The organism is Fictibacillus phosphorivorans (genome assembly GCF_001629705.1).
Taxonomy (GTDB): Bacteria; Bacillota; Bacilli; order Bacillales; family Fictibacillaceae; genus Fictibacillus; species Fictibacillus phosphorivorans_A.
The window spans coordinates 3,902,310-3,925,501 of record NZ_CP015378.1 but is presented as its reverse complement, the minus strand read 5'-3'; the positions used below and the strand labels follow the sequence as shown (position 1 = coordinate 3,925,501).

At 41.7% G+C, this 23,192-nt stretch carries 25 protein-coding genes; 21 read left to right on the top strand and 4 right to left on the bottom strand.

Annotated features, from left to right (window positions below; translation table 11 throughout):
- Positions 1-2 precede the first annotated feature (2 nt).
- The 8 genes from nuoN to ABE65_RS19880 all read left to right on the top strand — a co-directional run bounded on the left by nuoN (position 3) and on the right by ABE65_RS19880 (position 8,456).
- The gene (gene nuoN, locus ABE65_RS19910; RefSeq protein ID WP_066398879.1) at positions 3-1,535 is read left to right on the top strand and encodes an NADH-quinone oxidoreductase subunit NuoN; all 1,533 of its coding nucleotides are present in this window, start codon (positions 3-5) and stop codon (positions 1,533-1,535) included.
- Between the two features lie 582 nt (positions 1,536-2,117).
- Positions 2,118-2,351 carry a DUF1146 family protein gene (locus ABE65_RS19905; RefSeq protein WP_066398875.1) on the top strand — a complete coding sequence of 78 codons (234 nt, stop codon included), beginning with the start codon at positions 2,118-2,120 and terminating at the stop codon, positions 2,349-2,351.
- 108 nt (positions 2,352-2,459) lie between these two features.
- Positions 2,460-3,206 carry a YwmB family TATA-box binding protein gene (locus ABE65_RS19900; RefSeq protein WP_066398870.1) on the top strand — a complete coding sequence of 249 codons (747 nt, stop codon included), beginning with the start codon at positions 2,460-2,462 and terminating at the stop codon, positions 3,204-3,206.
- Between the two features lie 30 nt (positions 3,207-3,236).
- The gene (murA, locus tag ABE65_RS19895) at positions 3,237-4,550 is read left to right on the top strand and encodes a UDP-N-acetylglucosamine 1-carboxyvinyltransferase (protein ID WP_066398868.1); all 1,314 of its coding nucleotides are present in this window, start codon (positions 3,237-3,239) and stop codon (positions 4,548-4,550) included.
- Between the two features lie 314 nt (positions 4,551-4,864).
- Complete coding sequence (locus ABE65_RS21990; protein WP_137791095.1) at positions 4,865-5,011, top strand: lmo0937 family membrane protein; 147 nt, start codon at positions 4,865-4,867, stop codon at positions 5,009-5,011.
- 224 nt (positions 5,012-5,235) lie between these two features.
- Entirely contained in the window at positions 5,236-6,903 is a 1,668-nt protein-coding gene (locus ABE65_RS19890) for a M4 family metallopeptidase (RefSeq protein ID WP_066398867.1), read from the top strand.
- A 136-nt stretch (positions 6,904-7,039) separates the two neighbouring features.
- A complete protein-coding gene (locus ABE65_RS19885) occupies positions 7,040-7,750 on the top strand; it encodes a DUF421 domain-containing protein (protein ID WP_066398861.1) in 711 nt (236 codons plus the stop codon).
- 1 nt (position 7,751) lies between these two features.
- Positions 7,752-8,456, top strand: coding sequence for a YetF domain-containing protein (locus tag ABE65_RS19880; RefSeq protein WP_066398859.1), 705 nt, complete (start codon positions 7,752-7,754; stop codon positions 8,454-8,456).
- 185 nt (positions 8,457-8,641) lie between these two features.
- Here ABE65_RS19880 and ABE65_RS19875 read toward each other — a convergent pair whose 3' ends face one another.
- Positions 8,642-9,256, bottom strand: a complete 615-nt coding sequence (locus ABE65_RS19875) for a DUF3298 and DUF4163 domain-containing protein (protein ID WP_066398858.1) — start codon at positions 9,254-9,256, stop codon at positions 8,642-8,644.
- A gap of 195 nt (positions 9,257-9,451) precedes the next feature.
- On the opposite strand from ABE65_RS19875, the gene spoIID reads away from it, so the two are divergent.
- The 9 genes from spoIID (at position 9,452) to ABE65_RS19830 (ending at position 17,385) form a co-directional block, all read left to right on the top strand.
- Positions 9,452-10,492: a stage II sporulation protein D gene (spoIID, locus tag ABE65_RS19870; RefSeq protein WP_231887833.1), complete on the top strand. Its 1,041-nt coding sequence runs from the start codon at positions 9,452-9,454 to the stop codon at positions 10,490-10,492.
- Positions 10,493-10,678: 186 nt separating this feature from the next.
- A complete protein-coding gene (locus ABE65_RS19865) occupies positions 10,679-11,659 on the top strand; it encodes a stage II sporulation protein SpoIIQ (protein WP_066398853.1) in 981 nt (326 codons plus the stop codon).
- Positions 11,660-12,193: 534 nt separating this feature from the next.
- Positions 12,194-12,460: a sporulation transcriptional regulator SpoIIID gene (gene spoIIID, locus ABE65_RS19860; protein WP_007203593.1), complete on the top strand. Its 267-nt coding sequence runs from the start codon at positions 12,194-12,196 to the stop codon at positions 12,458-12,460.
- Between the two features lie 195 nt (positions 12,461-12,655).
- A complete protein-coding gene (locus ABE65_RS19855; RefSeq protein ID WP_066398851.1) occupies positions 12,656-13,651 on the top strand; it encodes a rod shape-determining protein in 996 nt (331 codons plus the stop codon).
- Positions 13,652-14,036: 385 nt separating this feature from the next.
- The gene (locus ABE65_RS19850) at positions 14,037-14,870 is read left to right on the top strand and encodes a flagellar hook-basal body protein (RefSeq protein ID WP_066398850.1); all 834 of its coding nucleotides are present in this window, start codon (positions 14,037-14,039) and stop codon (positions 14,868-14,870) included.
- A 12-nt stretch (positions 14,871-14,882) separates the two neighbouring features.
- Positions 14,883-15,710 carry a flagellar hook-basal body protein gene (locus tag ABE65_RS19845; RefSeq protein WP_066398847.1) on the top strand — a complete coding sequence of 276 codons (828 nt, stop codon included), beginning with the start codon at positions 14,883-14,885 and terminating at the stop codon, positions 15,708-15,710.
- A gap of 15 nt (positions 15,711-15,725) precedes the next feature.
- On the top strand, positions 15,726-16,013 hold the full coding sequence (locus tag ABE65_RS19840; RefSeq protein WP_066398845.1) for a DNA-directed RNA polymerase subunit beta: 288 nt from the start codon (positions 15,726-15,728) through the stop codon (positions 16,011-16,013).
- Between the two features lie 130 nt (positions 16,014-16,143).
- Positions 16,144-16,569, top strand: a complete 426-nt coding sequence (gene fabZ, locus ABE65_RS19835; RefSeq protein WP_066398842.1) for a 3-hydroxyacyl-ACP dehydratase FabZ — start codon at positions 16,144-16,146, stop codon at positions 16,567-16,569.
- A gap of 138 nt (positions 16,570-16,707) precedes the next feature.
- The gene (locus tag ABE65_RS19830) at positions 16,708-17,385 is read left to right on the top strand and encodes an HAD family hydrolase (protein WP_066400428.1); all 678 of its coding nucleotides are present in this window, start codon (positions 16,708-16,710) and stop codon (positions 17,383-17,385) included.
- A 213-nt stretch (positions 17,386-17,598) separates the two neighbouring features.
- Here the strand turns inward: ABE65_RS19830 and ABE65_RS19825 are convergent, their stop codons facing one another.
- Together ABE65_RS19825 and ABE65_RS19820 are read right to left on the bottom strand one after the other, a co-directional pair.
- On the bottom strand, positions 17,599-19,035 hold the full coding sequence (locus ABE65_RS19825) for a 4-hydroxyphenylacetate 3-hydroxylase family protein (protein WP_066398841.1): 1,437 nt from the start codon (positions 19,033-19,035) through the stop codon (positions 17,599-17,601).
- Entirely contained in the window at positions 19,028-19,495 is a 468-nt protein-coding gene (locus ABE65_RS19820) for a cysteine dioxygenase (RefSeq protein WP_066398839.1), read from the bottom strand. The genes ABE65_RS19825 and ABE65_RS19820 overlap by 8 nt, the downstream gene beginning before the upstream one ends.
- A gap of 172 nt (positions 19,496-19,667) precedes the next feature.
- Between ABE65_RS19820 and ABE65_RS19815 the strand changes: the two genes are divergently transcribed.
- Positions 19,668-20,096, top strand: a complete 429-nt coding sequence (locus tag ABE65_RS19815; protein ID WP_066398836.1) for an RrF2 family transcriptional regulator — start codon at positions 19,668-19,670, stop codon at positions 20,094-20,096.
- A gap of 36 nt (positions 20,097-20,132) precedes the next feature.
- Here ABE65_RS19815 and ABE65_RS19810 read toward each other — a convergent pair whose 3' ends face one another.
- Positions 20,133-21,167 carry a class I SAM-dependent methyltransferase gene (locus ABE65_RS19810; protein WP_066398834.1) on the bottom strand — a complete coding sequence of 345 codons (1,035 nt, stop codon included), beginning with the start codon at positions 21,165-21,167 and terminating at the stop codon, positions 20,133-20,135.
- A gap of 125 nt (positions 21,168-21,292) precedes the next feature.
- Here ABE65_RS19810 and ABE65_RS19805 point away from each other — a divergent pair, with 125 nt between their 5' ends.
- The 3 genes from ABE65_RS19805 to ABE65_RS21985 all read left to right on the top strand — a co-directional run bounded on the left by ABE65_RS19805 (position 21,293) and on the right by ABE65_RS21985 (position 22,728).
- Positions 21,293-21,889: an SGNH/GDSL hydrolase family protein gene (locus ABE65_RS19805; protein WP_330998110.1), complete on the top strand. Its 597-nt coding sequence runs from the start codon at positions 21,293-21,295 to the stop codon at positions 21,887-21,889.
- A gap of 21 nt (positions 21,890-21,910) precedes the next feature.
- On the top strand, positions 21,911-22,387 hold the full coding sequence (locus tag ABE65_RS19800; RefSeq protein WP_066398826.1) for a GNAT family N-acetyltransferase: 477 nt from the start codon (positions 21,911-21,913) through the stop codon (positions 22,385-22,387).
- A gap of 164 nt (positions 22,388-22,551) precedes the next feature.
- The gene (locus ABE65_RS21985; RefSeq protein WP_156499221.1) at positions 22,552-22,728 is read left to right on the top strand and encodes a hypothetical protein; all 177 of its coding nucleotides are present in this window, start codon (positions 22,552-22,554) and stop codon (positions 22,726-22,728) included.
- Positions 22,729-23,192: the final 464 nt, after the last annotated feature.

Sequence of the window (23,192 nt, the reverse complement as noted above, 5' to 3'; positions counted from 1 at the left end):
TCATGGATCTAGATACTTTATTATCGTTTCATTGGAGCGTCATGCTTCCTGAATTTATTATCTTAGGTGTTGCGACTCTCTTATCTGTTATCGACCTTTTTATGAAAAAAGAATCGAGCCGGAAGCCTCTAGCCTGGCTTGCTGGAGCAGGTGTACTTGCTGCTCTCATCTCCATCTTTATGCAGCTTGATATTGAAGTCACTTCCATTCTGTATGATACGTACAGACTTGACTCGTTCTCGAAAGCTTTCAAGATTCTGCTTTTGTTAGGAACCTTATTAGTGATTGTTCTTTCTTCTAATTATAAAAAAGAAGATCTGGAGGAAAACCGAGGAGAATTCTATTATCTGCTTCTTGCCGCTTTATTAGGAGCCATGATGATGGCGTCGAGCGCTGACTTGATCACATTGTTTGTGGGCCTTGAACTTCTCTCTCTTTCTTCCTATGTAATGGCAGGACTCGAGAGGCGCAATAAAAGAAGCAATGAATCAGCGTTTAAGTATATCGTGTCTGGCGGAATTGCGACCGCTATCACGCTTTTTGGAATGAGTTACATTTTCGGACTGACAGGGGAGACGAACCTGTTCAAGATTGCAGAGAACATGGGGAACCTTGAACTTTTAGAGCACAGCTTTCTGATTGTTTTCGCCTTCATCATCACGTTTGCAGGACTAACGTTTAAGATCGCGGCCGCTCCACTTCACATGTGGGCTCCAGATGTTTATGAAGGGGCACCTGTTCCGGTTACGGCTTTCTTGAGTGTCGTATCCAAAACAGCAGGCTTTGTGATCTTGCTGCGGGTAATTATCATTTGTTTCATCGCAGCTCCAGGAATCGATAAGGAACCGATCCTGCTGCAAGTTCAGCCGTATGTGATGGTATTAGCAGCGGCAACCATGATCATTGGTAACGTTACGGCGCTTCGGCAACGGAACATAAAAAGGATGTTTGCTTATTCATCTATCGCACAAGCGGGTTACATTTTAGTGCCGTTCGTTTCAAATTCGTCATTGGTGTTCGAACTCATCTGGTTCTATCTTTTAGCATACTTGTTTATGAATATTGGGGCGTTTACGGTCATTCAGCTGTTAAGTAGTCAAGAAGGTTCCACTGATATCGGGATTTTCCGTGGGTTATTCCGAAGGTCTCCATGGCTCGCGGTACCGATGACGTTCTTTGTTCTTTCTCTTGCCGGTATTCCGATCACTGCAGGATTTATCGGGAAGTTTGGAATCTTCATGGGCGCGCTCGGACTGGATCCTGCACATTATTGGCTTGCCGCTGTTATGATGGCAACCACGCTCGTGTCGTACGTGTATTACTTCAATATCATTGCGATCATGTTTTTCCGCGATAGTGAAGGGAGTAAGGTTTCAATCCCAGGAGGAATGGCTGCCGTACTCGCATTCTGTACAGCATCGATTCTTATCTTAGGGGTCATGCCAGATCTCGCCCTCGATTTCTTTTACGGAAACTTTGATGTGAACGAATTCTTCATGCAGATCGAAACCGAAGTTCATACACATGATCATTGATCGTTGAGCTCAAATGATAGTCCATCAACCTTCTTCTAAAAGGAGGTTGGTGGGCTTTTTAGTTTTTCTTAAGGGGGTATTCGGTAATCAAGAGTGTCGATTTTTGAAGATTCGCCGATATATGCTTAAAATTCGCTGGATTATATCAAAAACTCGCCGTATTAATTCAGGAATTTCTAGAATTAATTGAAGAACTTCTTGAATTATCCTTATGAATACCCCGCCTTGTATCAGTGGATAGCAGTTAGAGAGCGAACATTCGAGCTAGCCACCGCCTGCCCCGCGGAAAGCGAGCATCTGAAACGGAAAATCAACAACTTTCTTACAATAACGCTCACTTTCCTGAAAAAATCCAAAAAAATGAGTCAAAACTACCGTAACTTCTGCGGTTTTAAATCGTCTAATCATAGTGAAACGACTATCTTTCTGGACTTACATTTATTAGTCGTTACAAATTTTTGAACATATTAAAAGAAAAGGCTTTCATAACCCCTTACTAGGGAAAAAGTATCTATCAAAATGATTGAGAAAGACGTATGCTTAAGATGTCGAAATATGTAATAAGGAGGTCAGACTTTTTAAATGATTCCAATCGGACAACAAGCTTTGTTACATATCATCGTACATCTATTGTTTCTCGTGATTTCTTGGTGGGCATTGCAGGCCATACATTTTGATAAATGGATCAAAAAAGGGAAGGTCATGCAAGCTAGAGTGTTATACATACTTCTAGTGATCAGCTTAGCCAGCATAGCGAGCGATTTTTTTCTAAAGTATCTACAGTATTCCAAGAATCTTAGTCAGCTATTTGGATGATTCCACAGCCTTTATTAGAGTATGGATTTGTCGGAATATGACTACAACTTCCACGGATATCCTCTGTTTCATTGGCAACAATGAGAAATAGAGAGGATGTGCTGGGGAATGAAAAAATGGACGATGACGATTACAGCGATTTTGCTATTAGTTATGATTACTTCTGGATATGCAAAAACAGATGAAAAAACAAACGAAGTTACACATATAATAGACGTTCTAAAAGACAGCGGAGCAACGCCTGACAAATGGACTATGTATTTTCGTGGTCAAACAGGTTTTACATCTAAAGGACTAGGGTATGTAAAAAAAGCAGAAGAGCTTAAACGAAATTATCCTGAATTTAACTGGGCGGTAACAGAAGATGAACCCGGGCATTATAAAATGACCGGACTATTTGAGCGTAATGATATCGGGGTTAGAGAGAAAATAACCGTCATTACATACCCCCAAAAAGAACAATCTGCATCGTATTTTATTTATGCGGTTGAAGGACTTGTAAATGCAAATCAAAATTGGAAAGAAATCCAGAACCTGATCGATAGCCGTGTTGAACAATCAATTGGAGGAAATCCCAAAATTTTCTCTTGTGTTACCGGTACATACGGTGATAAAATGGTGGTTGATTTGTATTCGCAAGCAAATGAATTGGTACGCGCCTTTTCTGGTGTTCCTGTCGAGGAACTTAAAGAAGAGACGTTTGTGTCGCTTTCTGCATATACTGAGCAGTGGGAACAAGCGATTTATACCGGTCATCAACATAAAATGAATCTTCAGGTTGCATTACGATCTGAAGGATTGGGCAGCGGAACAACTGTCACAATTGGCACACCAATAATTACGTCTGAATATTAATATACAAATTGGACGCGGAGGGGAATATCGTTGGAAAAAATCATTGTCCGTGGTGGTAGGCGGTTAGAAGGCTCTGTTCGAGTTGAAGGAGCTAAGAATGCCGTACTTCCTGTCATCGCAGCATCCATTTTAGCAAGTAAAGGCAAAAGCACAATTAAAGATGTGCCGAGTCTAGCTGATGTGTTTACGATTAACGAAGTATTACGTTATTTAAATATTGATGTAGCATTTGAAAACGGTGAAATTGCTGTTGATGCTACAAGCGAGTTGAAAACAGAAGCACCATTTGAGTATGTCCGTAAAATGAGAGCATCATTCCTAGTAATGGGACCATTGCTTGCTCGCGTTGGATTGTCTCGTATCGCACTTCCAGGAGGTTGCGCGATTGGATCTCGTCCGATCGATCAGCATCTTAAAGGATTCGAAGCGATGGGTGCCACTGTAAAGATCGGGAACGGATTTATCGAAGCAAAAATTGATGGCCGCTTGCAAGGTGCGAAGATTTATTTAGACTTCCCAAGTGTAGGAGCTACTGAGAACATCATGATGGCTGCAACACTTGCTGAAGGTACCACTATCATCGAAAACGCTGCAAAAGAACCTGAAATCGTATGTCTAGCTAACTACTTGAACGCGATGGGTGCTACAGTAATTGGTGCAGGAACAGGTACGATCCGCATTGTCGGAGCAGAAGAACTTGTTGGTGCTGAGCATACAGTAGTTCCAGACCGTATCGAAGCGGGTACGTATATGGTAGCTGCAGCTATTACACAAGGTGATGTTTTAGTTGAAAATGCTATCGCAGAACACCTACGTCCTTTAATCGCAAAAATGGAAGAGATGGGTGTACAAATTCAAGAAGAAGGAAACGGACTTCGTGTTCGTGGACCTCGTGAATTAAAACCTGTTGATATCAAAACAATGCCTCACCCAGGATTCCCGACTGATCTTCAGTCACAAATGATGGCGCTATTGCTTCGTGCAAACGGAACAAGCGTAATCACGGAAACTGTATTCGAAAACCGTTTCATGCACGTGGAAGAATTCCGCCGCATGAATGGTGATATTAAAATCGAAGGCCGTTCTTCTGTAATCAACGGACCTGTAAATCTGCAAGGTGCTGAGGTTGCTTCAACTGACCTTCGCGCAGGTGCAGCTTTGGTACTTGCTGGGCTTGTCGCTGATGGTTACACGCGTGTAACTGAACTGAAGCACATCGACCGCGGATACGTTGATTTCACTGGGAAATTGGCTGCATTAGGTGCTGACATCGAGCGTGTAAACGAAGATGTGAAAACAACACCTGCAAAAGAAGAGCAATCATTAAAAAGTAATTTAGCATAATTTTAACTTATGAAACCCTTTCTCGTTTTGAGGAAGGGTTTTTCTGTTTTTAGTTAGCGTTTTATGTTTTACGGTACGTGTTTTTATATTTGTTACACGTTCACCGGTAAAGAGGTAATGAGCACCTGAAAAGTGTGTCGTTCCACCTGTACGCATCCTCTTACCACCTTAGATTCATAAATAACCACCTGAAAATGATGGATTTCCACCGACATCCAAGATTTTAGAGGCACCATCCGTTTAATTCAAAGCGTATTCGGGAAATCTAAACCGTATACTTATACTTTTTTATTTATAGAAGGGATGTCGAACTCATGCTTTGGACCATTATCGGAATATTAGTCGTACTTTGGTTATTAGGTGTTATTTTTAAAGTCGCTGGCGGTATCATTCATATTTTACTCGTAATTGCATTGATCGTATTTGTTTTAAATTTTATTAAAGGTCGGAAATCGAAATAGCTGTAAAAGCTGGCTTCTGAAGCCAGCTTTTTTTAATGGTGAAATTTTGTCTTTAAACTCGAACGAACACAAAAAAACAGTTCTTAATACCTGTTTTTTGTTGTAAATTTTTACTTTTAGTACGAATTAATCAAAATTTTAAGAATAGTTTGAAAATAAAACGAAAGGTGCTATTATAAATCCACTGGCTTTAAAATTCATGAAGCAAAGGGGATTGGGAAGGGATGAAAAAGCAATTATCAGTATGGGGATTGGCACTTGGACTTGCAGTAAGTCCGTTTGCAGCAGGACAAGCATCAGCGGAGGCACCAGTTAATGTTTTATCAACTAAAAAGATGAACAGTTTAACGGGTACACCATCGTTCGTCTCTGGAAAACTGTCTGAGGCGTCTTCAAAATCAGCAAAAGAAGTGGTTTTCAACTATCTTCAGAAAGAATCGAAAACATTCAAATTAGGTTCTCAAAAAGCGGAAGAGTCGTTTGAAGTTAAGTCTGTTACAAAAGATGAGTTAGGCAGACAACTCGTACGCATCCAACAAACTTATAAAGGCGTTCCTGTTTGGGGCTCCACGCAAGTAGCACATGTTAACGAAAAGGGAGAGCTCGTTGTGTTTTCTGGAACAGTTACTCCTAATCTTCAAAGTAAACCTGGGTTAGGCTTTGCCAAAAAGATCACAGCTGCAAAAGCAGTGACCGTTGCGGTTAAAAATCTCGGTTTCACACCTGAATATGAAGCAGATCCTACATCTGAACTTGTTGTATATACAAATGGAGATAAAGCGAACTATGCATATTTGGTGAATTTAAACTTCTTATCGCCTGAACCAGGTAACTATAATTACTTTGTAGATGCTGTAACAGGCAAGATCCTGAATTCTTACAACGACTTGGATGAAGCGCATGGAGACCCAAAAGCGCCGCCAACGGGTAAAGGAACATTAGTAGGGACGAATGCGATTGGTACAGGAACGGGTGTACTTGGCGATACGAAATCACTGAACACATTATTATCGAACGGTTCGTATTATTTGCAGGATAACACGCGAGGAAACGGCGTATTTACATACGATGCGAAGAACCGTCAGCAGCTTCCTGGCACATTATGGGCAGACGCGGATAACAAGCTGAACGCGACTTATGACAGAGCAGCAGTAGATGCTCACTATTATGCAGGTGCAACGTACGATTATTATAAAGAAGTTTTCAACCGCAACTCGTATGACAATAAAGGAGCAGCATTAAAATCAACGGTTCACTACGGTCGTAATTACAACAACGCGTTTTGGAACGGACAGCAGATGGTCTATGGTGATGGCGATGGCACGACGTTCGTGTCCCTGTCTGGCGGATTAGATGTAGTCGCACATGAATTAACACATGCTGTAACAGATTTTTCATCTGATCTGATCTATCAAAACGAATCAGGTGCGTTGAACGAAGCGATGTCCGATATTTTCGGCACGCTAGTCGAGCATCATGAAAATAACAATCCGGACTATGAAATTGGAGAAGATATCTACACACCAGGAACACCGAATGACGCGCTTCGTTCGATGAGTGACCCGACGAAATATCAAGATCCTGATCATTACTCCGTTCGCTACACAGGAACAGGGGACAATGGCGGGGTGCACATCAACAGCGGTATCATCAACAAAGCGGCATACTTGCTAGCAGTCGGTGGAACGCATTATGGTGTAACGGTTCCTGCGATCGGCAACCAAAAAGTAGGAGCGATCTACTACCGAGCAAACACAGTGTACTTAACAGCTTCTTCAAACTTCAGCCAAGCAAGAGCGGCTCTTGTTCAATCAGCATCTGACCTTTATGGAGCAACATCTCCAGAAGTAGCGGCAGTTAAAAAATCGTATGATGCGATTGGTGTAAACTAAAATTAACATGCAAAAACCCTGATATCCTATTGTGGAAATCGGGGTTTTTTATCGTTATCAAATAATTATTAGGGAGATTGGGAAGTTTAACCTGTAGTTATAAATTTAATCGGTCACCAATAAAGGAAGATGAAATATGGAATTGAAACATGTTTTATTTGAAGCAGAAGATTTAAGTGTTATTGAACAAGTCTTTAGAACTTCCTTGCTCTATTTTTTGTTATTCGCATCTGATAAAGCAATGGGTTTTAAGCAGAATGCTATTACAACTCCTTATAATTTCATCATGGCAGCTGGAATCAGTCACATTTCAGCTACTCGAATCGTAGTTCCTGATTCAAGACCGATCGATGCTTTTGCAATAATCATTGTTTATACCATTTTTATGCTGTGTTTTACTTACTACGGGTACCTTAAGCTACCGTCGATTGTATCGCAAACACCTACGATTATCGTAAAAAACGGTAAAATCATAAAGGGAAATTTAAAGAAAACAAGGCTAACCCTTGATAATGTATTTTCCATTTTACGAGTGAAAGATGCTTTTAATCTTGAAAAAGTGAAGTTTCTAGTAGCAGAAACAACTGGTGATTTTAGTGTTGCCATCGACAATAAAGACCAGCCCGTAACTAAATCTTCTTTAGGTATACCAACGACTCCAAATGAACTGTCTCAGCTTTTAATCTATGAAGGGAAAGTAGATCAGCGGGTGCTAAAGAAAAACAACCTCGACCATGATTGGTTAAACGAGCAGTTACAAATACTTAATATTCAAGCGATAAATGATGTATTCGTTGGGATTCTAACTCCTGAGAAAACACTTTACATAAACCGGCAGGAGGTTTAACATGCCTCAAGTTTTTGGTGAATTAAAAGACATTACATTGATGGGGTATGTTATTCGAACAATTCTTGTAGGGGTAATCGTCTTCTTGGTTGGAAGGTTAGTAACGAAAAGGTCCTTTAGCCAAATGACGACCTTTGACTTTGCGTTGATCTGGATATTAGGAGCCCTTACTGTATCTCCTTTATTAGAAGGGGATGTGACTTTTACAAGGACGATCACCCCTATATTAACGCTTTTCTTCTGGCATACCGCACTCAGTATGATTTCTTTAAAGAGCAGGTCTTTTGCCCATTTTTTTAACGGCAAACCCTTGTTGCTTATTGATGATGGGAAAATCGTTAGGAAACATTTAAGAAAACACTTTATGAATATTGATCTCTTGTTAGCTGAGCTTAGGATTAGAAAAGTTTTTGATATATCCGAAGTGAGGTATTGCATGTTGGAGCCGAACGGTCAGCTGAGCATCATGAAATACAGTACACACGATCCAGTTACAGCGTCAGATATGAAAACCGCAGTTTCTCCAGTTAACATCCCGTTAGTGGTAATAAATGATGGGAAACTTTTTGAAGAGAATCTTAAAACAGCAAACGTAGATTTGATGTGGCTAAAAGAAAACCTGAAGACACATCAAGTGGATTGTATTGAGGCTGTGTATTTAGCAACGGTTGATCAAGATAAAAAGTTGTATGTGTCAAAAAAATAAGGCTTATATCGTAACGTATTTATTCGAAGTTTTTTTAGTAGCTTTTTAAAAACTATTTCGTTTTATATATAAATGGATAATAAACAAAACAGCGATACTCAAAATGATCTGCACCTCAATTTTTAGGCACCACTAACGATTGGAGGTGCAGTTTTTTCATGACTTAGTATTCATTTGAGTTAGAATTATAAGCCATTCACCGCCATTTTACCAAGTGGTCCGTTCTCGTCAATGATATCCTGAAAATCAAAAACAGAGATAGGAAACATGGGAAATCCATATACATAAGCGGTGATTTCATAAAGTTGAAAATAGATCACGAGCGACTTATCTGCGATATAGAAGTCTTGATCTGGCCGGATGCTTTTAAAAGGTTCGAGTGTATCGATCTGCCTTGATTTAAGCTGTTCTTTAATATGATGGTTGATCACTTCTACATAGTTACTTCCGGGTTTAAACAGATCTTTTAACTGATACGTTTTCCCTGTAGATAGATCCCACGTCTCTGATTTGATATACGTCATGCCATGAGCGGCCATGGGTGTATAAGCAAAATTTAAAAAACCGATGCTCAATATGCTCTTTTCGTTTGTTTTAACAGCAAACTCTCCATACATGCCAGGACGAGCTTCTGGGTTCTGATAATTCGCGAGCTGTTCGTTGATCTGAACGATCCTTCGATTCACTTGCTGCTGAATACGAGGATTGATCTTGCCTTCAATCTGCGGGTAATAGATCTTAATATTGCCAGGTGCATACGTGAGCGTTCGAACCAAAACAGGAGGCTGAAAACTGTCCATGCTGTTCACCCCTTCAAGCATTTCATCTCTCTATTTTATGCAGTGGATGGCCTGTATCAGTCAGTGGAGCAAAACTTGTAAATGAAGATTGTAGGGAGCTCCATTCAATTGTAAAAATGCTAGTTTCGAGTTCTAAATGCCCCTCTTTTTGTATAAGTTGTATGGTAGATAACAATCTAGGAGGGCATTGAAACCGTGAATGTAAATATTAAGCCGCTGATTTGGATTCTAGCTATTTTTGTCGCTATCATCGTCCTTCTCCCGACGATACTCGTACTACCATTTTCCTCAGCTCCTCCCCAGTGGAAAGAAGAGAAAGCTGCACGTCCGTCTGAGAGAGTGCTAGCTTTAGAAATCCCTCATTCTGACATCGTCGTGCCTGTTTTCAGAAAATCAATGGATACGGTTCAAAACATTCCGTTGGAAGAGTATGTAGCGGGAGTAGTAGCCTCTGAAATGCCTGCCGACTTTGAGTTAGAAGCGCTGAAAGCACAAGCGTTGACCGCAAGAACGTTTATCGTAAAAGCTCTACTAAACCGCGGTAAAGATGGTAGTCTGCCAGAAGGGGCAGTCGTCTCAGACACGGTGATGCATCAAGTGTACAAAGGAAACGAAGAGTTAGAAACGCTTTGGGGAGATGACTTCAACAAAAAGATAGAGAAGATCATCAAAGCGGTCTCTGAGACAAAAGGACAGATCTTAACGTATGAAGGAGATCCGATTCAGGCGAGTTTCTTTTCCACTAGCAACGGGTTCACCGTGAATTCCGAGGATTATTGGAAGAACGAATATCCGTATTTACGAAGTGTAGAGAGTCCTTGGGATAAAAAAGAGTCTCCTAAATACACAGAGACTATCCAGCTGCCTGTCAGCACCGTAGAACAGAAGCTCGGCGTCTCATTAACGAAGGACGGTCAGATCGGGAAAGTTGTAGCCACAACGAGCGGTAATCGAATTGGAAAATGGGCAATCGGGAATAAAGAGTTCACCGGAAAAGAAGTAAGAGAAAAGCTAGAGCTACGTTCGACAGATTTCGAGATGAAGAAAAAAGGAAAGCAAGTTACCGTCACAACACGCGGCTATGGTCATGGAGTGGGGTTGAGCCAATATGGCGCGAACGGCATGGCAAAGGAAGGAAAGACATACAAAGAGATCGTGAATCACTATTACAAAGGGATTAAGATTACGGATTATAAACCGATTGCTGACAAGGGCCTCGCGTACCAGCCTCAGTGAATTGTGTCTAAATTGTAGGGGGTCTGACCCGGGTCAGACCCCCTCTTTATGTTTTGATTGAAACCGCTAGATGTCATCAGGCATTGAGCGGTTTTTTCAATTGTCGAAAGAAACTTTCAAAAAAGTTTTGCGCCAAAGTATATATTTTCAGAATTCTGTTCAAACTTGTTGCTGAGGTGATGAAAAATGAAAGAAGAAGAAAAACAAAACAAAAAAACAGTACCGATGAAAGGTAAGAGTGCTATGAAAAAACGTTGGGTTTATCCTGCAGTATATTTAAGCTTTGCAGCAGTCATTCTAACTTCTGTTCTATGGTATCAAAACGATGCGAAGAATACGGAGAATAATAATACTCCAGATAGCGCATTAGAGGACAATGGAGCAGCAGTGCCTGTATCCCTTACAAAAGAAGTTTTTCAAATGCCCGTTTCTGACCCTGAAGCCATTGAAGTGGTAAAAGATTTCTTTAGCCCAGAAGCTCCAGCTCAAGAACAAGAAGCAGCTCTTGTATTCTATAACAATATCTACTACCAAAACCGCGGTATTGATCTAGCGACTGCTGATAACAAAGCATTCGACGTAACGGCAGCATTAAGCGGAAGCGTTGTAAAAGTTTCTAAAGATCCTGCACTAGGGTTTGTTGTTGAAGTAAAACACGACAAAGGTGTTGTCACACACTACTCATCTCTTGCTTCTGTATCTGTAAAGCAAGGTGACCAAGTGAAGCAAGGTGCCGTTTTAGGACAAGCTGGTGAGAACGCATACGATACAGATGCGAAGATCCACGCACACTTCGAAGTTCGTAAAGACGGAGAAGCAGTCGACCCAGTGATGGCTTGGGACCAATCTGTTGCACAACTTGCAACCGCAGTTGATGACTCTCGTAAAGAGATGAAAAAAGCGGAAGAGAAGAAAGCCGCTGAAGAGCAGAAAAAAGCAGAAGAGAAAAAGCCTGCTGAAGAAAAGAAGTCAGCACCAAAGTCTGAAGACAAAGGGTCTAAAGACTCTAAGGACACAAAAGATTCTAAAGGTACAAAAGATACAAAAGATACGAAAGACACGGATGGCAAAGATGGTAAAGATGCCAACCGTGAGCAAGAATCATCATCTCAATCAGCCGAAGATACGAATGCTCCTGCAGCAGACGACTCAGGCGCTAGCGAATAATTGCAAAAATAAGGCTGTCTCGGTTCAATCCGAGGCAGTTTTTTTGTTTTTTTAGACAGATGTGACCACTTATCGGTGAAAAACTCCTCTTTTCAGGTGGTCACGATTGCATCACCGGTGTAACGAAGCGATTTTCAGGTGGTCACAGAAGTTTTACCGGTGAAAAAAGCACGTTTACCGGCGAACGCGTAATACATATAAAAACACGTACCGTGAAAATTTTCTTCTTCATCCACATTCACTTAAATAACTTAATTTTCCAACTGTTTATGCAGGTTTTTTCCCAAATATGGACATTTCCCCTTGTCCCAGTTGAGATTTAGGCATATAACGAAAACTTGGTTAATAAGATGTTACAAAACCTACAATAATTCAATTGAGGGTGAGCGGTGAGAAATCGTACTATGGCTGCGGTGGAAAAAGGGGAATGGAAGCAATACTTATAAGCCGAAGATGACAACGAAACTTGTCACGTAGCTTGTTCATACAAGTCTCTATCGCATCTCTCACATCCATTTTAGGGAGGCGAGTGGTGTGCACGATTACATCAAAGAGCGAACCATCAAGATAGGACGGTATATCGTGGAGACAAGAAAAACAGTCCGCATGATCGCAAAAGAATTCGGGGTTTCCAAAAGCACGGTGCATAAAGACCTCACCGAGCGGCTGCCTGAAATTAATCCTGATCTTGCAAACAACGTAAAAGAGATCCTCGAATACCATAAGTCCATCCGCCACTTGAGAGGTGGAGAAGCGACTCGCGTAAAGTACAAAAAAGGCACAGAGGAAGTTGTTCAGTAAGTTTATGACATGTAAGGGTGTTAGATGAAACGATAATACATTATGTGCCGCTTCGTTCCAATGCCAAATAATTAATTTTTGACAATATTTCACCTTGTTCGACAGACTTGTGATATAATGATAAATTGGATAGAACTTCGATTTTTTACTAAAAATGTCATTATATCGTATGGATGTTAACAGGGAGGATATAACATGTTTTCAAGGGACGTTGGAATTGACCTTGGTACCGCTAATGTACTGATTTATGTAAAAGGAAAAGGGATCGTACTCGATGAGCCATCTGTCGTTGCGATCGACACGAATACCGGAAAAGCACTCGCAGTAGGAGAAGAAGCCCGCCGCATGGTAGGCCGTACACCTGGAAACATCGTGGCGATCCGTCCGTTAAAAGACGGCGTTATCGCTGACTTTGAAGTAACTGAGCAGATGCTAAAACATTTTATTAATAAGATTAACGTAAAAGGCATGTTTGCCAAACCTAGAATCTTGATCTGTACACCAACGAACATTACGTCCGTTGAACAAAAAGCGATCAGAGAAGCTGCGCAAAAGTGCGGAGCAAAACATATTTTCCTTGAAGAAGAGCCTAAAGTGGCTGCAATTGGGGCGGGGATGGATATCTTCCAGCCGAGCGGCAATATGGTTGTGGACATCGGTGGTGGCACAACTGACATTGCGGTCTTGAGCATGGGAGATATCGTTACGTCCTCTTCTATTAAGATGGCTGGGGACAAGTTCGATACTGAAATCCTTCAATATATTAAAAAAGAGTACAAGCTGTTGATTGGTGAACGTACTGCTGAAAACATTAAGTTGAACGTCGCTACCGTTTACGAGCGCGACGAAGAGCTCGAGATCCGTGGCCGTGACATGGTATCAGGACTTCCGCGTACAATTACAGTAGGTTCAAAAGAAATCCAACGCGCCTTGATGGAGCCAGTAATGGTTATCGTTCAAGCGGCAAAGAGTGTTCTAGAAAAAACGCCGCCTGAATTATCCGCTGACATCATCGACCGTGGCATCATGCTAACAGGTGGTGGAGCGCTTCTTCACGGAATTGATCAGCTGTTTGCAGACGAATTAAAAGTACCTGTATTGATCGCAGAAGAGCCGATGAGAGCAGTCGCTCAAGGAACAGGCTTAATGCTTGAACATATGGATAAAATCGCAAAAAGAAAAGTATTTTAATGAAGGAATGCCTCCCGTATTGGGGTGGCATTTTTTTGTGTGGAAGATGTGAAAGGGAAAATGATTAGAAGAACCAGCTTATAGGCCGTAAGTTGAACTTTATAGGCCTGAAAATAAAATTTATAGGCCCTAAAACAACTTTTATAGTCCTTCACAAAAGTTTATAGTCCTTCAAATGGATTTATAGGCTTTTCGACAAACAAGGCTGGTTGGGAGCCTCTGCTCTAAGCCGCTTTACTTCTCCTCACCACCTCTAGGACAAAATCCTCATCATGAAAAAGGAATCTCACAATTTTTGCAGAATTCTATTAATAATTGTAAAAAACTGTCGATACAACAGAAGAGACATTTTGTGTCCAGATTACAAATACAGGAGGAATACTCCGTGTTAAGAGGCTTCTATAATGCTGCAGCCGGCATGCTGGCACAGCAGCGCAAACAAGAAATTTTAACGAACAACATGGCGAATGCGAATACGCCTGGATATAAAGCGGACAATGCGAGTCTGCGCACGTTCCCTACTATGCTGCTTCAGCATATGGGGGAGACGGAAATGAACGGAAAAAAACTGCCGAACAACTACCCGATTGGACCTGCTGCACTATCAACAGGTGTTTACGTGCAGGAAACGACTCCTAACTTTCTGCAAGGAGACATGCGCGAGACAGGAATCAAAACAGATATGGCGCTTCTTCAAGGACAAGTTCCACTTGACCCGGAAACAGGAAAGCCGGGCGGACTCTTTTTCCGATTGAACGTAAACGGTGAAGAACGCTTTACGAGAAATGGCCATTTTTCAGTTGATGCAGAAGGAAGTCTTGTAACGCCTGAAGGCTATTATGTGCTCGGAACAGACGGCAACCCGATCACGGTGAGAAGCGACAATTTCACAGTGAACAAAGACGGTACGGTGCTTGATAACGGTAGAGTTGCGGGGCAGATTGACGTTGCGTACATCACGAACCCTAATAATCTTGTAAAAGAAGGCACAGGCTTGTTCAGACTTGATGGAAACGGGAATGCGCCGAGTGCTCTTGGGAATCCAAACATCACGTACAACGTGCAGCAAGGGTTTGTAGAACGTTCGAACGTGAACACGGAACAGACGATGACAGAGATGCTGACGGCTTATCGGGCGTTTGAAGCAAATCAAAAAGTACTTCAAGCTTACGACCGAACGATGGAAAAAGCATCGAACGAAATTGGCCGAATCGGTTAGGGGGATCAAAACATGAACCAGTCTATGATTTCAGCAGCAGTAACGATGGGGCAGCTGCAGCACAAGCTCGATACCATCTCCAATAACATGGCGAACAGCACGACGAATGGCTATAAAAGACGTGAGGCTCAATTTTCGGATATTCTTTTTCAGCAGATTAATAGTGAAGCGCTGAATCCGACTGAAGCGGGTCGTCTAACACCAAACGGAATTCGGCTTGGAAGCGGTGCGCGTGTTTCTTCAACTGCGCTCAGTTTAGAAGCTGGCACGCTCCAGCAGACAGGCAGGCTTCTTGATGTGGCGCTCACACAGCCTAGCTATTATTTTCAAGTTTCCGCTGTAGATAACAATGGAAATGAATCGTTGCAGTTCACACGAGACGGCGCGTTCTATTTGTCACCGTCTGCTAACAACGCCAATGAGTTAGAGCTTGTTACATCAGAGGGCAATAAAGTAATAGGTGTAGATGGACCGATTACGATTCCAGCTGACCATAGCAAAATTACCATTGGACAAAATGGTCAAGTTTCGGTAACGTTAAATAATGGAGCGATTGTTGAATCAGGACAGCTTGCGATTGTGAACATGGTTCGGCCTCAGTTGATGGTAGCTGTTGGACAGAACTTGCAAGCGCCACAGGACATTCCGTTGAATCAACTGATAGAGGAAGTAAATGCTGGAGCAGGTAACTTCGTTCAGCAAGGTGCACTCGAATCCTCGAATGTAAACATCTCCACGGAGATGACGGAAATGATTCAAACACAGCGTTCTTATCAATTTAATGCGCGTTCTCTTACAATTGCTGACCAAATGATGGGGTTAGTAAACGGGCTTCGCTAAATGAGGTAGGTTTGTATGACGAATAAGATGCAAGAGTTGAATAAAAACGAAAAACCGAAAACACAGCGTTACCAAGAGAAAGAAACGTCTTCTAAAGAAGAGAAGAAACAGTGGTACCAACGCCGAACGAAACGAAGCTTTCCGATCTGGCTGCGTCTTCTGCTTCTTGTCTGTGGAATCATCGTCTGTTTTGCTGTTGGTACGATGGTTGGCTATGGCGTAATTGGTGACGGTAAGCCGATGAACGTGTTTGAAAAAGAAACATGGACACACATCATCGACCTTGTAGAAAAAGATGCGTAAAGATATAATAAAAAAACAATGGCATTGTATGTAGTCATTGTTTTCTTTTGATGTAAAATTAGTACCAGGTAACAATACCAAGTATAATAAAAATAAATTAGAAGCCATAAGTGAAAGGTGATGTTTGTATATGTTAACGATTGAAGAAATTAAAGAAATCATTCCGCACCGTTACCCGTTCTTGCTGATCGACCGCATCTTAGAAGTAGAAGAGGGAGAGCGTGCTGTTGGAATCAAGAACGTTACAGCAAACGAAGAATTCTTCAACGGCCACTTCCCAGAGTACCCGGTTATGCCAGGCGTACTGATCGTAGAAGCACTTGCTCAAGTAGGTGCAGTCGCGATGCTGAAGAAAGAAGAAAACCGCGGACGTCTAGCATTTTTCGCAGGCATTGATAACTGCCGCTTCAAAAAGCAAGTCGTACCAGGCGATCAACTTCGCCTTGAAGTTGAGATGACACGTGTGCGTGGTTCGATCGGTAAAGGCAAAGGAATCGCAACTGTGGATGGCCAAGTAGCCTGCGAAGTCGAGATCACCTTCGCACTAGGCAAATAGGGGTCTGACCCCACACAATTATCATAAAAGCTTGAAATGGAGCATTCCCTTAGGGTGTATGTCCTATTTCAAGCTTTCTTTTTATGTTATTTTTATTTTGAGCTTTCAAAATATGGCAGCGAAGGAGCATATATGATGATGAAGAATTATGAATATATATTGTTTGACTTAGACGGCACGCTTTCCGATCCTAAAATCGGCATCACAAAATCTGTTCAATATGCCCTTAATAGAATGGGAATCTCAGAAGAAAATCTGGATGACTTAGAATCTTTCATCGGACCGCCGCTTCAGCAATCATTCTACGAATGCTATTCCTTTGATGAGACACAGGTTGGAACAGCCATCACGTACTATCGTGAAAGTTTCAAAGATGTAGGCATGTTCGAAAACACACTTTACAAACATATCCCCACACTTCTTCAAGAACTAAAAGACAATGGCCATACATTAGTTGTCGCAACTTCAAAACCTACCGTATTTGCAGAAGAAATTTTAAAATATTTCAACGTCCACCACCATTTTGACCTGATCGTTGGCAGCAATCTCGACGGAACACGCACGAGCAAAACAGAGATCATCCAGCACATTCTTTACCATTACAACGATCAACCAAAGGAATCGTTCATCATGATCGGTGACAGAAAGCATGATATTATTGGGGCGCATAACACAGGTATCGATTCAATAGGAGTTACCTATGGGTATGGTTCAATGGAAGAACTTACAGCTATTAAACCTACAAAAATTATTAACTCTGTTTCAGAAATTAGGGAATTCTTGTTGAAAGACATAACTATTCAAAATCAGAGCTGAATAATAATTAAATATTTTGATGTAGTGTACTTGTGGAAACGACACTTTACCTATATGTCCGCACAAGACGATCGCTTTTTAATAATTACGAGGTAATTCTTTTTATATCCGCAGATAAGCACATTAATTCCGGGTATAAGCCCAATAATTCCGTGTATAAATTTATTTATCCGATTTTCGACATATTACGACTTCTGTTAGCTGTTTAGACTATCACAAATACAAATTAAGTATCTTCCTAAGGTCCGCTTTATCATACCCTGCATACTGAGCAGCTTTATTTCGGATAGGATCGCCGGCATAGAAGCGCTCGTACAATTCGTGTCTCGAGCCCAACGAACTGCCTATCAAATCCCACGCTAATTTAAACAATTTTGTCTTTTCAACAGCATCAATGTTTTTACCTCTATAGTACTTTTCCAACAGATGGCCGATCGGACCGTCGAAATCAGCGATAACAGATGGCGTTTGAATGAATCCTCCTGCTCCGATCAGCTGCAACAATTCAATCGCGCGCGGATAATACGAGGTTCCGAGATTTCTTGCTGTTTCAATAAACGAAAAGTGAGGCAGAAAAATGCCTTGATCATTAAACTTCCCCGCCGATTCACTCGCAATGACAAGCCCTTTTATCGTTTCACTCTGCATAAGGAGTTCACCTAATTTTTCTTGTACGTGTAAATACTGATTGGCGCCGATGCTTTCTGCAATAGCGTATCCAATCGCGGCTGTGAACTCCAGTTTTACTTGAAGGCGAACGATCGCTTGATGATAGGCAAGAGCGTTTGCGACAGGATCATTTTTAAACTGCCAAACCGCATTAGGATTTTCATATAATAATACTCTTTCCCATGGAATTAGAACATCGTCAAAAATCAAAACCGCGTCCATCTCATCAAAAGCAGAACTAAGCGGATAATCAGCACGCGCCACATTCTCAGAATTAAACCCTGCTCTGCAAATCATATGCAAGCCCTTGCTGTTCGCCGGAACAATCAGCGCACTAGCTAATGCCTTCTCGTTTTCACCCCACTTTGCAACAGGAAACACGATAAGATCGTTGGAATACGGAGCGGCTGTAGCAATCATCTTGCCTCCACTCACATACACCCCTTCGCTGGTTTTTCTTGTGATACGAAGAAGGCCAAGATCTTCGGCAAGAACCTCGCCACTCACACCCCGGTTAATCTGCGGATCTCGCTGAACAACCGTTAGAAAACGGTTTTCATCTCGTGCTTTTTCGTAATACGTTTTTATTTTTTCAGCAAAATGCTTATCGAAAGTGTCATATGTCAATCGGTTTCCGTACCAACCTGTTAAACGAGATCGGGCATAATCGGACAAACGGCTCATTACGCCTGAAGTCGCTCTGCTCCAAGCTTCAAAAGCGATCCTTCGTTTTAGAAGATCATCCTGTGAATGAGGAACTAAAAAAGACGTGTGTACGCGTTGCTGTTGATTTCTAACATGCTGCACTACGCTAATCTTATCCTGATGCTCAGCGCTATCCATCATATTGAATAAAGAACTGATCGTAGATAATGTCCCAGTAAAATGAGGATCTGTCGTAACATCTGTCACCTTGCCGTTCAGCCATACAGAACGCTCGTCTTTTAAGCTATTAATATAGTGATCACCGTAATTATTCATGAGGCTTATACACCTGCCCCGTCCCAAGTGGAGGAGAATAGATGTGAAGCGTCACTGTGGCGGAGAGCGAAGGGTTGTACATGGCGTGCGTCGTATCACCCTTCACAGAAAAAAGTTCACCTTTTTGGTAATATTCATTTCTCTCATACTTCACATCATCTTTTCCCTTCGCATACAGAAGATTCAACACAGAACCTTCCACCACATAAATCCAACCAGAAGAAAAGCCGTGATCATGAACGAGTGTTTTTGAAAAGTGAGGTAAGAAGATTAATAGTATTTCAATACCTTCATTCTTAAAAAGTACATTCCTTCCGTATTCCAAATCTTGTGGCTTTACTAAATATTTTTCTACATCCTGAAAAGTAGGAGAGAGCTGTAGCATGATATCTTCTACATTTGCTACATGAATATTCGAAACCGTGCGAAATACACGCTCAATTTTTTGTGTAAAATCCAACTTCCATTTCCCCTTTGCTACCTTTGACGACATTGTTGATAAACGAAGTCGCCTTTATATATGGTATGAGGCTTAAGGGACAAGCGTAACGGCAACGCATAATAAATGGACGCACCTTGGAATAAATTGAACGGTTAACCATAGAGTGATAGAGATGGGAAGGAGGAGGGTTATGAAGATCTCGAGCAAAGGAGAATATGCGCTTCGAGCGTTGATCGTGTTAGGTGCACAATATCCACAACTGGTTCAAACAAAGGAAATTGCAAGAGAGACCCTTGTTCCTTCGAATTACTTGGAACAGATTCTGTTACTTTTAAAAAACTTAGGCTATGTGAAAAGCAAGAGAGGGGCAAGTGGGGGTTATACGCTTAAAAGAGGACCTTCAAAAATCTGTATTGGTGAAGTTGTTCGTGATATAGAAGGACCGCTCGCCCCGATGAGCTGTGTGAGCGTTACGTCATACGAGCATTGTCCACTCGAGGAACAAGCCTGTCTGCTGCAGCCTTTATGGCGCCTCGTTCGAGATGTTGTTGCCAATCTGCTTGATCACACTACATTAGAGAACTTGCTAACAGGAAATCTTCCAATCCAATCAAAATAAAAAACCTGGACCATCCTCCAGGTTTCACTTATACGCCTATTTCGCCCTCGCCACGATTCCGTTATGCACCTTGATGTACCCATGGCGCATGATCTCCAGACCATTTTCATGCAGATAGAGTCCCATCTGTTCTAACGTCATTAGCTCGCGGTACGTATGGTTCATCACATCCGCCATGATCTCGTAATACAGCTTGGAACGCATTTGCGCACGAGGTGTCGTCATCACGATATAGCCGCTCGATTTCAAGAATTTTCGATGCCATTCAACAACTTCAGCTTTCATAGAGTCAGGAAAATGCTCTAACAACCCGACGCTGAGCACGATATCGAACTCTTTGCCATATGGGAGATTGCGTATATCATCCACGACATATGAGATGTTAAAGTCGTCTTTATAAAAAACCTTGTCTCCGCCCGTTCGTGAATTTTTCCCCAAAAATGGATATGATTCAGGAAACTCTGCAAACCGTGTATCCCGGCAGAACGGGTCATAATCGACCATTACCACTTCACCGTCAGGATACATCGCAGATAGTTGCATCGCTTCATACCCTTCAGCAGCACCCAAAAATAGAATGCGTGGCTTCTTAACGTCCAGTCCATCAAACAAAGCTCGTTTTCCACGCGGGTCCCAGATGCCGTCCTGAATGCGGTGCACATAATTCCACAGGTGAATCCGCACGTAATCACCGAGTGCCGTTTTTACTTCACGAGGCTTAAAGCTTGTTAAACTTTTAAGAAAAGCGCTCTTTTTATCCCCAATCTCAGCGGGTACATCCTTAGAGAACCATTCGTGAAAGGACTGGTTGAACATCGTCCAAGACGTATGAACGGGAAGCATCTCACCATGCGTCTGTTCCCACTCTGTTTTTTCTTTTGAAAAAGAAGTCACTTCATACGGTTTGCCAATGTCTTTCCACGTCACAGTGGACCAATCGTTCACCGTATTCACTTTTACAAACTTTTCATATTCTTTCCTGTCTCGATACTCGCGCAAATCTATTCGGTATGACGGCCTCATTTCCGTTTGACCTAACGTTTTTGGTTGCTGAACCGCTGTTTCTAGCATGATTTACCCTCCTTAAAAAAGGATTTTTTATACATATTCAAAGAAAGTATGTAAAATCCTCTAAAACCTAATTTTTCGCTTCAACATGATAAAATAGAATAAAGAAAACAGGGAGGGAAATGGCTATGAAGATTATTTTTATAGGTGACAGCATTACAGCTTCAAATAAAAACACAGACCCAGATCGACTTGGTGACGGGTATGTTCGCATGATTAAAGAAGTCTTGTCAAAGGAAGTAACGGTGGTCAATAAAGGTGTGAACGGACATCGTGTAACAGACCTCCCTTTTCGGTGGCAGCGAGATGTAATTGATCTTGAGCCTGATCTGCTATCCGTATCGATCGGAATCAACGATGTGTGGAGACAGCTTGACAGTCCTCAATTGGAGCAGGTGGATGTTTCTCAATTTGAGGAGGTTTACCGCGGCCTGTTATCTCAACTTTCACCAAAAACGAAACTTGTTTTAATGGAACCGACGATCATAAAAGAAAACACACAATCCCAAGGGAACCAGCTGTTGATTCCGTATGTGGAAGCCGTTCGGAATTTAGCAAAAGAATTCGATGCCGTGCTCGTACCAACACATGAAGTTTTTATCAATCATCTAAACAAAAAGCCAGATGTGTCCTTAACAACAGACGGTGTACATATGAGACGAAAAGGGAACGAACTTATGGCAAAAACTTGGCTGGAAGCTGCAGAGTCACTCATCACTCAATAAAACCGAACAGGAGTTACATAGATGACAAACACACGACTAACATTCTTTAACGAGATACATCGAGATGCGTTAAACGCGTTCTATTTACCTCAGGAGCAAGAAAAATTCACGGCTATGCCTAGTGATGCCTTAAGAAAGTGTGAAAAAGATAGGGGTCGTCATCCTGTGGTTATTGAAGCTGATGACAAAACAGTAGGTTTTGTCGTTCTGCATAAGGGTGAAAACATTGGAGATTTTACTGCAAACCCGAACGCGATGGTGATTCGTGCATTATCCATCAATCATCCCGAGCAAGGAAAAGGTTTCGCAAAAGAGGCGATGCTGCAGCTTCCTCTATTTGTTTCTAAACATTTTCCAGAAGTAAACGAACTCATCCTAGCTGTAAACTTTAAGAACGAACTAGCAAAAAAGCTTTACGAAAAAGTAGGTTTTGTAGATCGCGGTCAGATCAAACCTGGTCCAGTCGGGCCGCAATATGTGCTGCATTATGATGTTTAATTATTAAGCTCATATAAAGCTGATTTTAGAAATGTAAAGTGTTGGTTATGACTTGGTAAATTGCGTCTTTTCGGGTTTTTTTCATGATATATTCTGAACAGGGACAAAGAAATCCCATACTCATGCAAAAATCATATTGAAAATCCGAAGGGAGCAATTAAACAATGAGCAAAACGTTTTTGGCTAAAATCGGAGCATCTCTTTTGGCAATATTTTTGATCACTGCATGTAGCAACGCGGAAGACACGAATACTGAAGAAGATACAAGCACAGAGCAATCTGATACTCAAGATGAAGAAACTTCAACAGATGAGGAATCAACGGAAGAGTCAGCTGAATAAGATAAAAGAAATGCCGGGCCTCTACCTGTTGGAAAGTACCCGGTTTTTATTTTGGACTTTATGTGAGATGTTGATCTCCGTTCCAGGTTGCTCGCTTTCCACGGGGCAGGCGGTGAGCCACATTCGAACGTTTCACGTTTAAGTGTCTCACCTGTCTAGTTGTAGTGGCTAGCCCCTCGAGGTCAATAGTTAACTGGACAAGAAGGCAAAGTGCGCCTTTCTAGTCCATTCAACTTTTGCTTGTCGGGGCTGAACGAGCCACTTCCACTTTTCTAACTGCCCACCTGTCCCGTAGGAGTCTCGCACCTTTCACTCCAATCAACTGTCAAAGGGGATAAGGAAATAAAAGCAATCAATCATGTAAGGAAGAAATTTTATCCCCGGCCATACTTGCACAATCTTCTCCTAATACCCCATTATCTGAAAAATATGAAAATATACCCATTTAAGATAGACTTTATCAG

Excerpts from the sequence above, each read along its gene's own strand:
- ABE65_RS21990 (WP_137791095.1), top strand. The coding sequence starts at position 4,865 with ATGCTTTGGACCATTATCGGAATATTAGTCGTACTTTGGTTATTAGGT.
- ABE65_RS19885 (WP_066398861.1), top strand. The coding sequence starts at position 7,040 with ATGGAATTGAAACATGTTTTATTTGAAGCAGAAGATTTAAGTGTTATT.
- ABE65_RS19880 (WP_066398859.1), top strand. The coding sequence starts at position 7,752 with ATGCCTCAAGTTTTTGGTGAATTAAAAGACATTACATTGATGGGGTAT.
- ABE65_RS19845 (WP_066398847.1), top strand. The coding sequence starts at position 14,883 with ATGAACCAGTCTATGATTTCAGCAGCAGTAACGATGGGGCAGCTGCAG.
- ABE65_RS21985 (WP_156499221.1), top strand. The coding sequence starts at position 22,552 with ATGAGCAAAACGTTTTTGGCTAAAATCGGAGCATCTCTTTTGGCAATA.
- ABE65_RS19815 (WP_066398836.1), top strand. The coding sequence starts at position 19,668 with ATGAAGATCTCGAGCAAAGGAGAATATGCGCTTCGAGCGTTGATCGTG.
- ABE65_RS19830 (WP_066400428.1), top strand. The coding sequence starts at position 16,708 with ATGAAGAATTATGAATATATATTGTTTGACTTAGACGGCACGCTTTCC.
- ABE65_RS19855 (WP_066398851.1), top strand. The coding sequence starts at position 12,656 with ATGTTTTCAAGGGACGTTGGAATTGACCTTGGTACCGCTAATGTACTG.
- ABE65_RS19805 (WP_330998110.1), top strand. The coding sequence starts at position 21,293 with ATGAAGATTATTTTTATAGGTGACAGCATTACAGCTTCAAATAAAAAC.
- ABE65_RS19825 (WP_066398841.1), bottom strand. The coding sequence starts at position 19,035 with ATGAATAATTACGGTGATCACTATATTAATAGCTTAAAAGACGAGCGT.
- ABE65_RS19810 (WP_066398834.1), bottom strand. The coding sequence starts at position 21,167 with ATGCTAGAAACAGCGGTTCAGCAACCAAAAACGTTAGGTCAAACGGAA.
- ABE65_RS19890 (WP_066398867.1), top strand. The coding sequence starts at position 5,236 with ATGAAAAAGCAATTATCAGTATGGGGATTGGCACTTGGACTTGCAGTA.
- fabZ (WP_066398842.1), top strand. The coding sequence starts at position 16,144 with ATGTTAACGATTGAAGAAATTAAAGAAATCATTCCGCACCGTTACCCG.
- ABE65_RS19865 (WP_066398853.1), top strand. The coding sequence starts at position 10,679 with ATGAAAGAAGAAGAAAAACAAAACAAAAAAACAGTACCGATGAAAGGT.
- ABE65_RS19900 (WP_066398870.1), top strand. The coding sequence starts at position 2,460 with ATGAAAAAATGGACGATGACGATTACAGCGATTTTGCTATTAGTTATG.
- ABE65_RS19905 (WP_066398875.1), top strand. The coding sequence starts at position 2,118 with ATGATTCCAATCGGACAACAAGCTTTGTTACATATCATCGTACATCTA.
- ABE65_RS19875 (WP_066398858.1), bottom strand. The coding sequence starts at position 9,256 with ATGGACAGTTTTCAGCCTCCTGTTTTGGTTCGAACGCTCACGTATGCA.
- ABE65_RS19800 (WP_066398826.1), top strand. The coding sequence starts at position 21,911 with ATGACAAACACACGACTAACATTCTTTAACGAGATACATCGAGATGCG.
- nuoN (WP_066398879.1), top strand. The coding sequence starts at position 3 with ATGGATCTAGATACTTTATTATCGTTTCATTGGAGCGTCATGCTTCCT.
- ABE65_RS19840 (WP_066398845.1), top strand. The coding sequence starts at position 15,726 with ATGACGAATAAGATGCAAGAGTTGAATAAAAACGAAAAACCGAAAACA.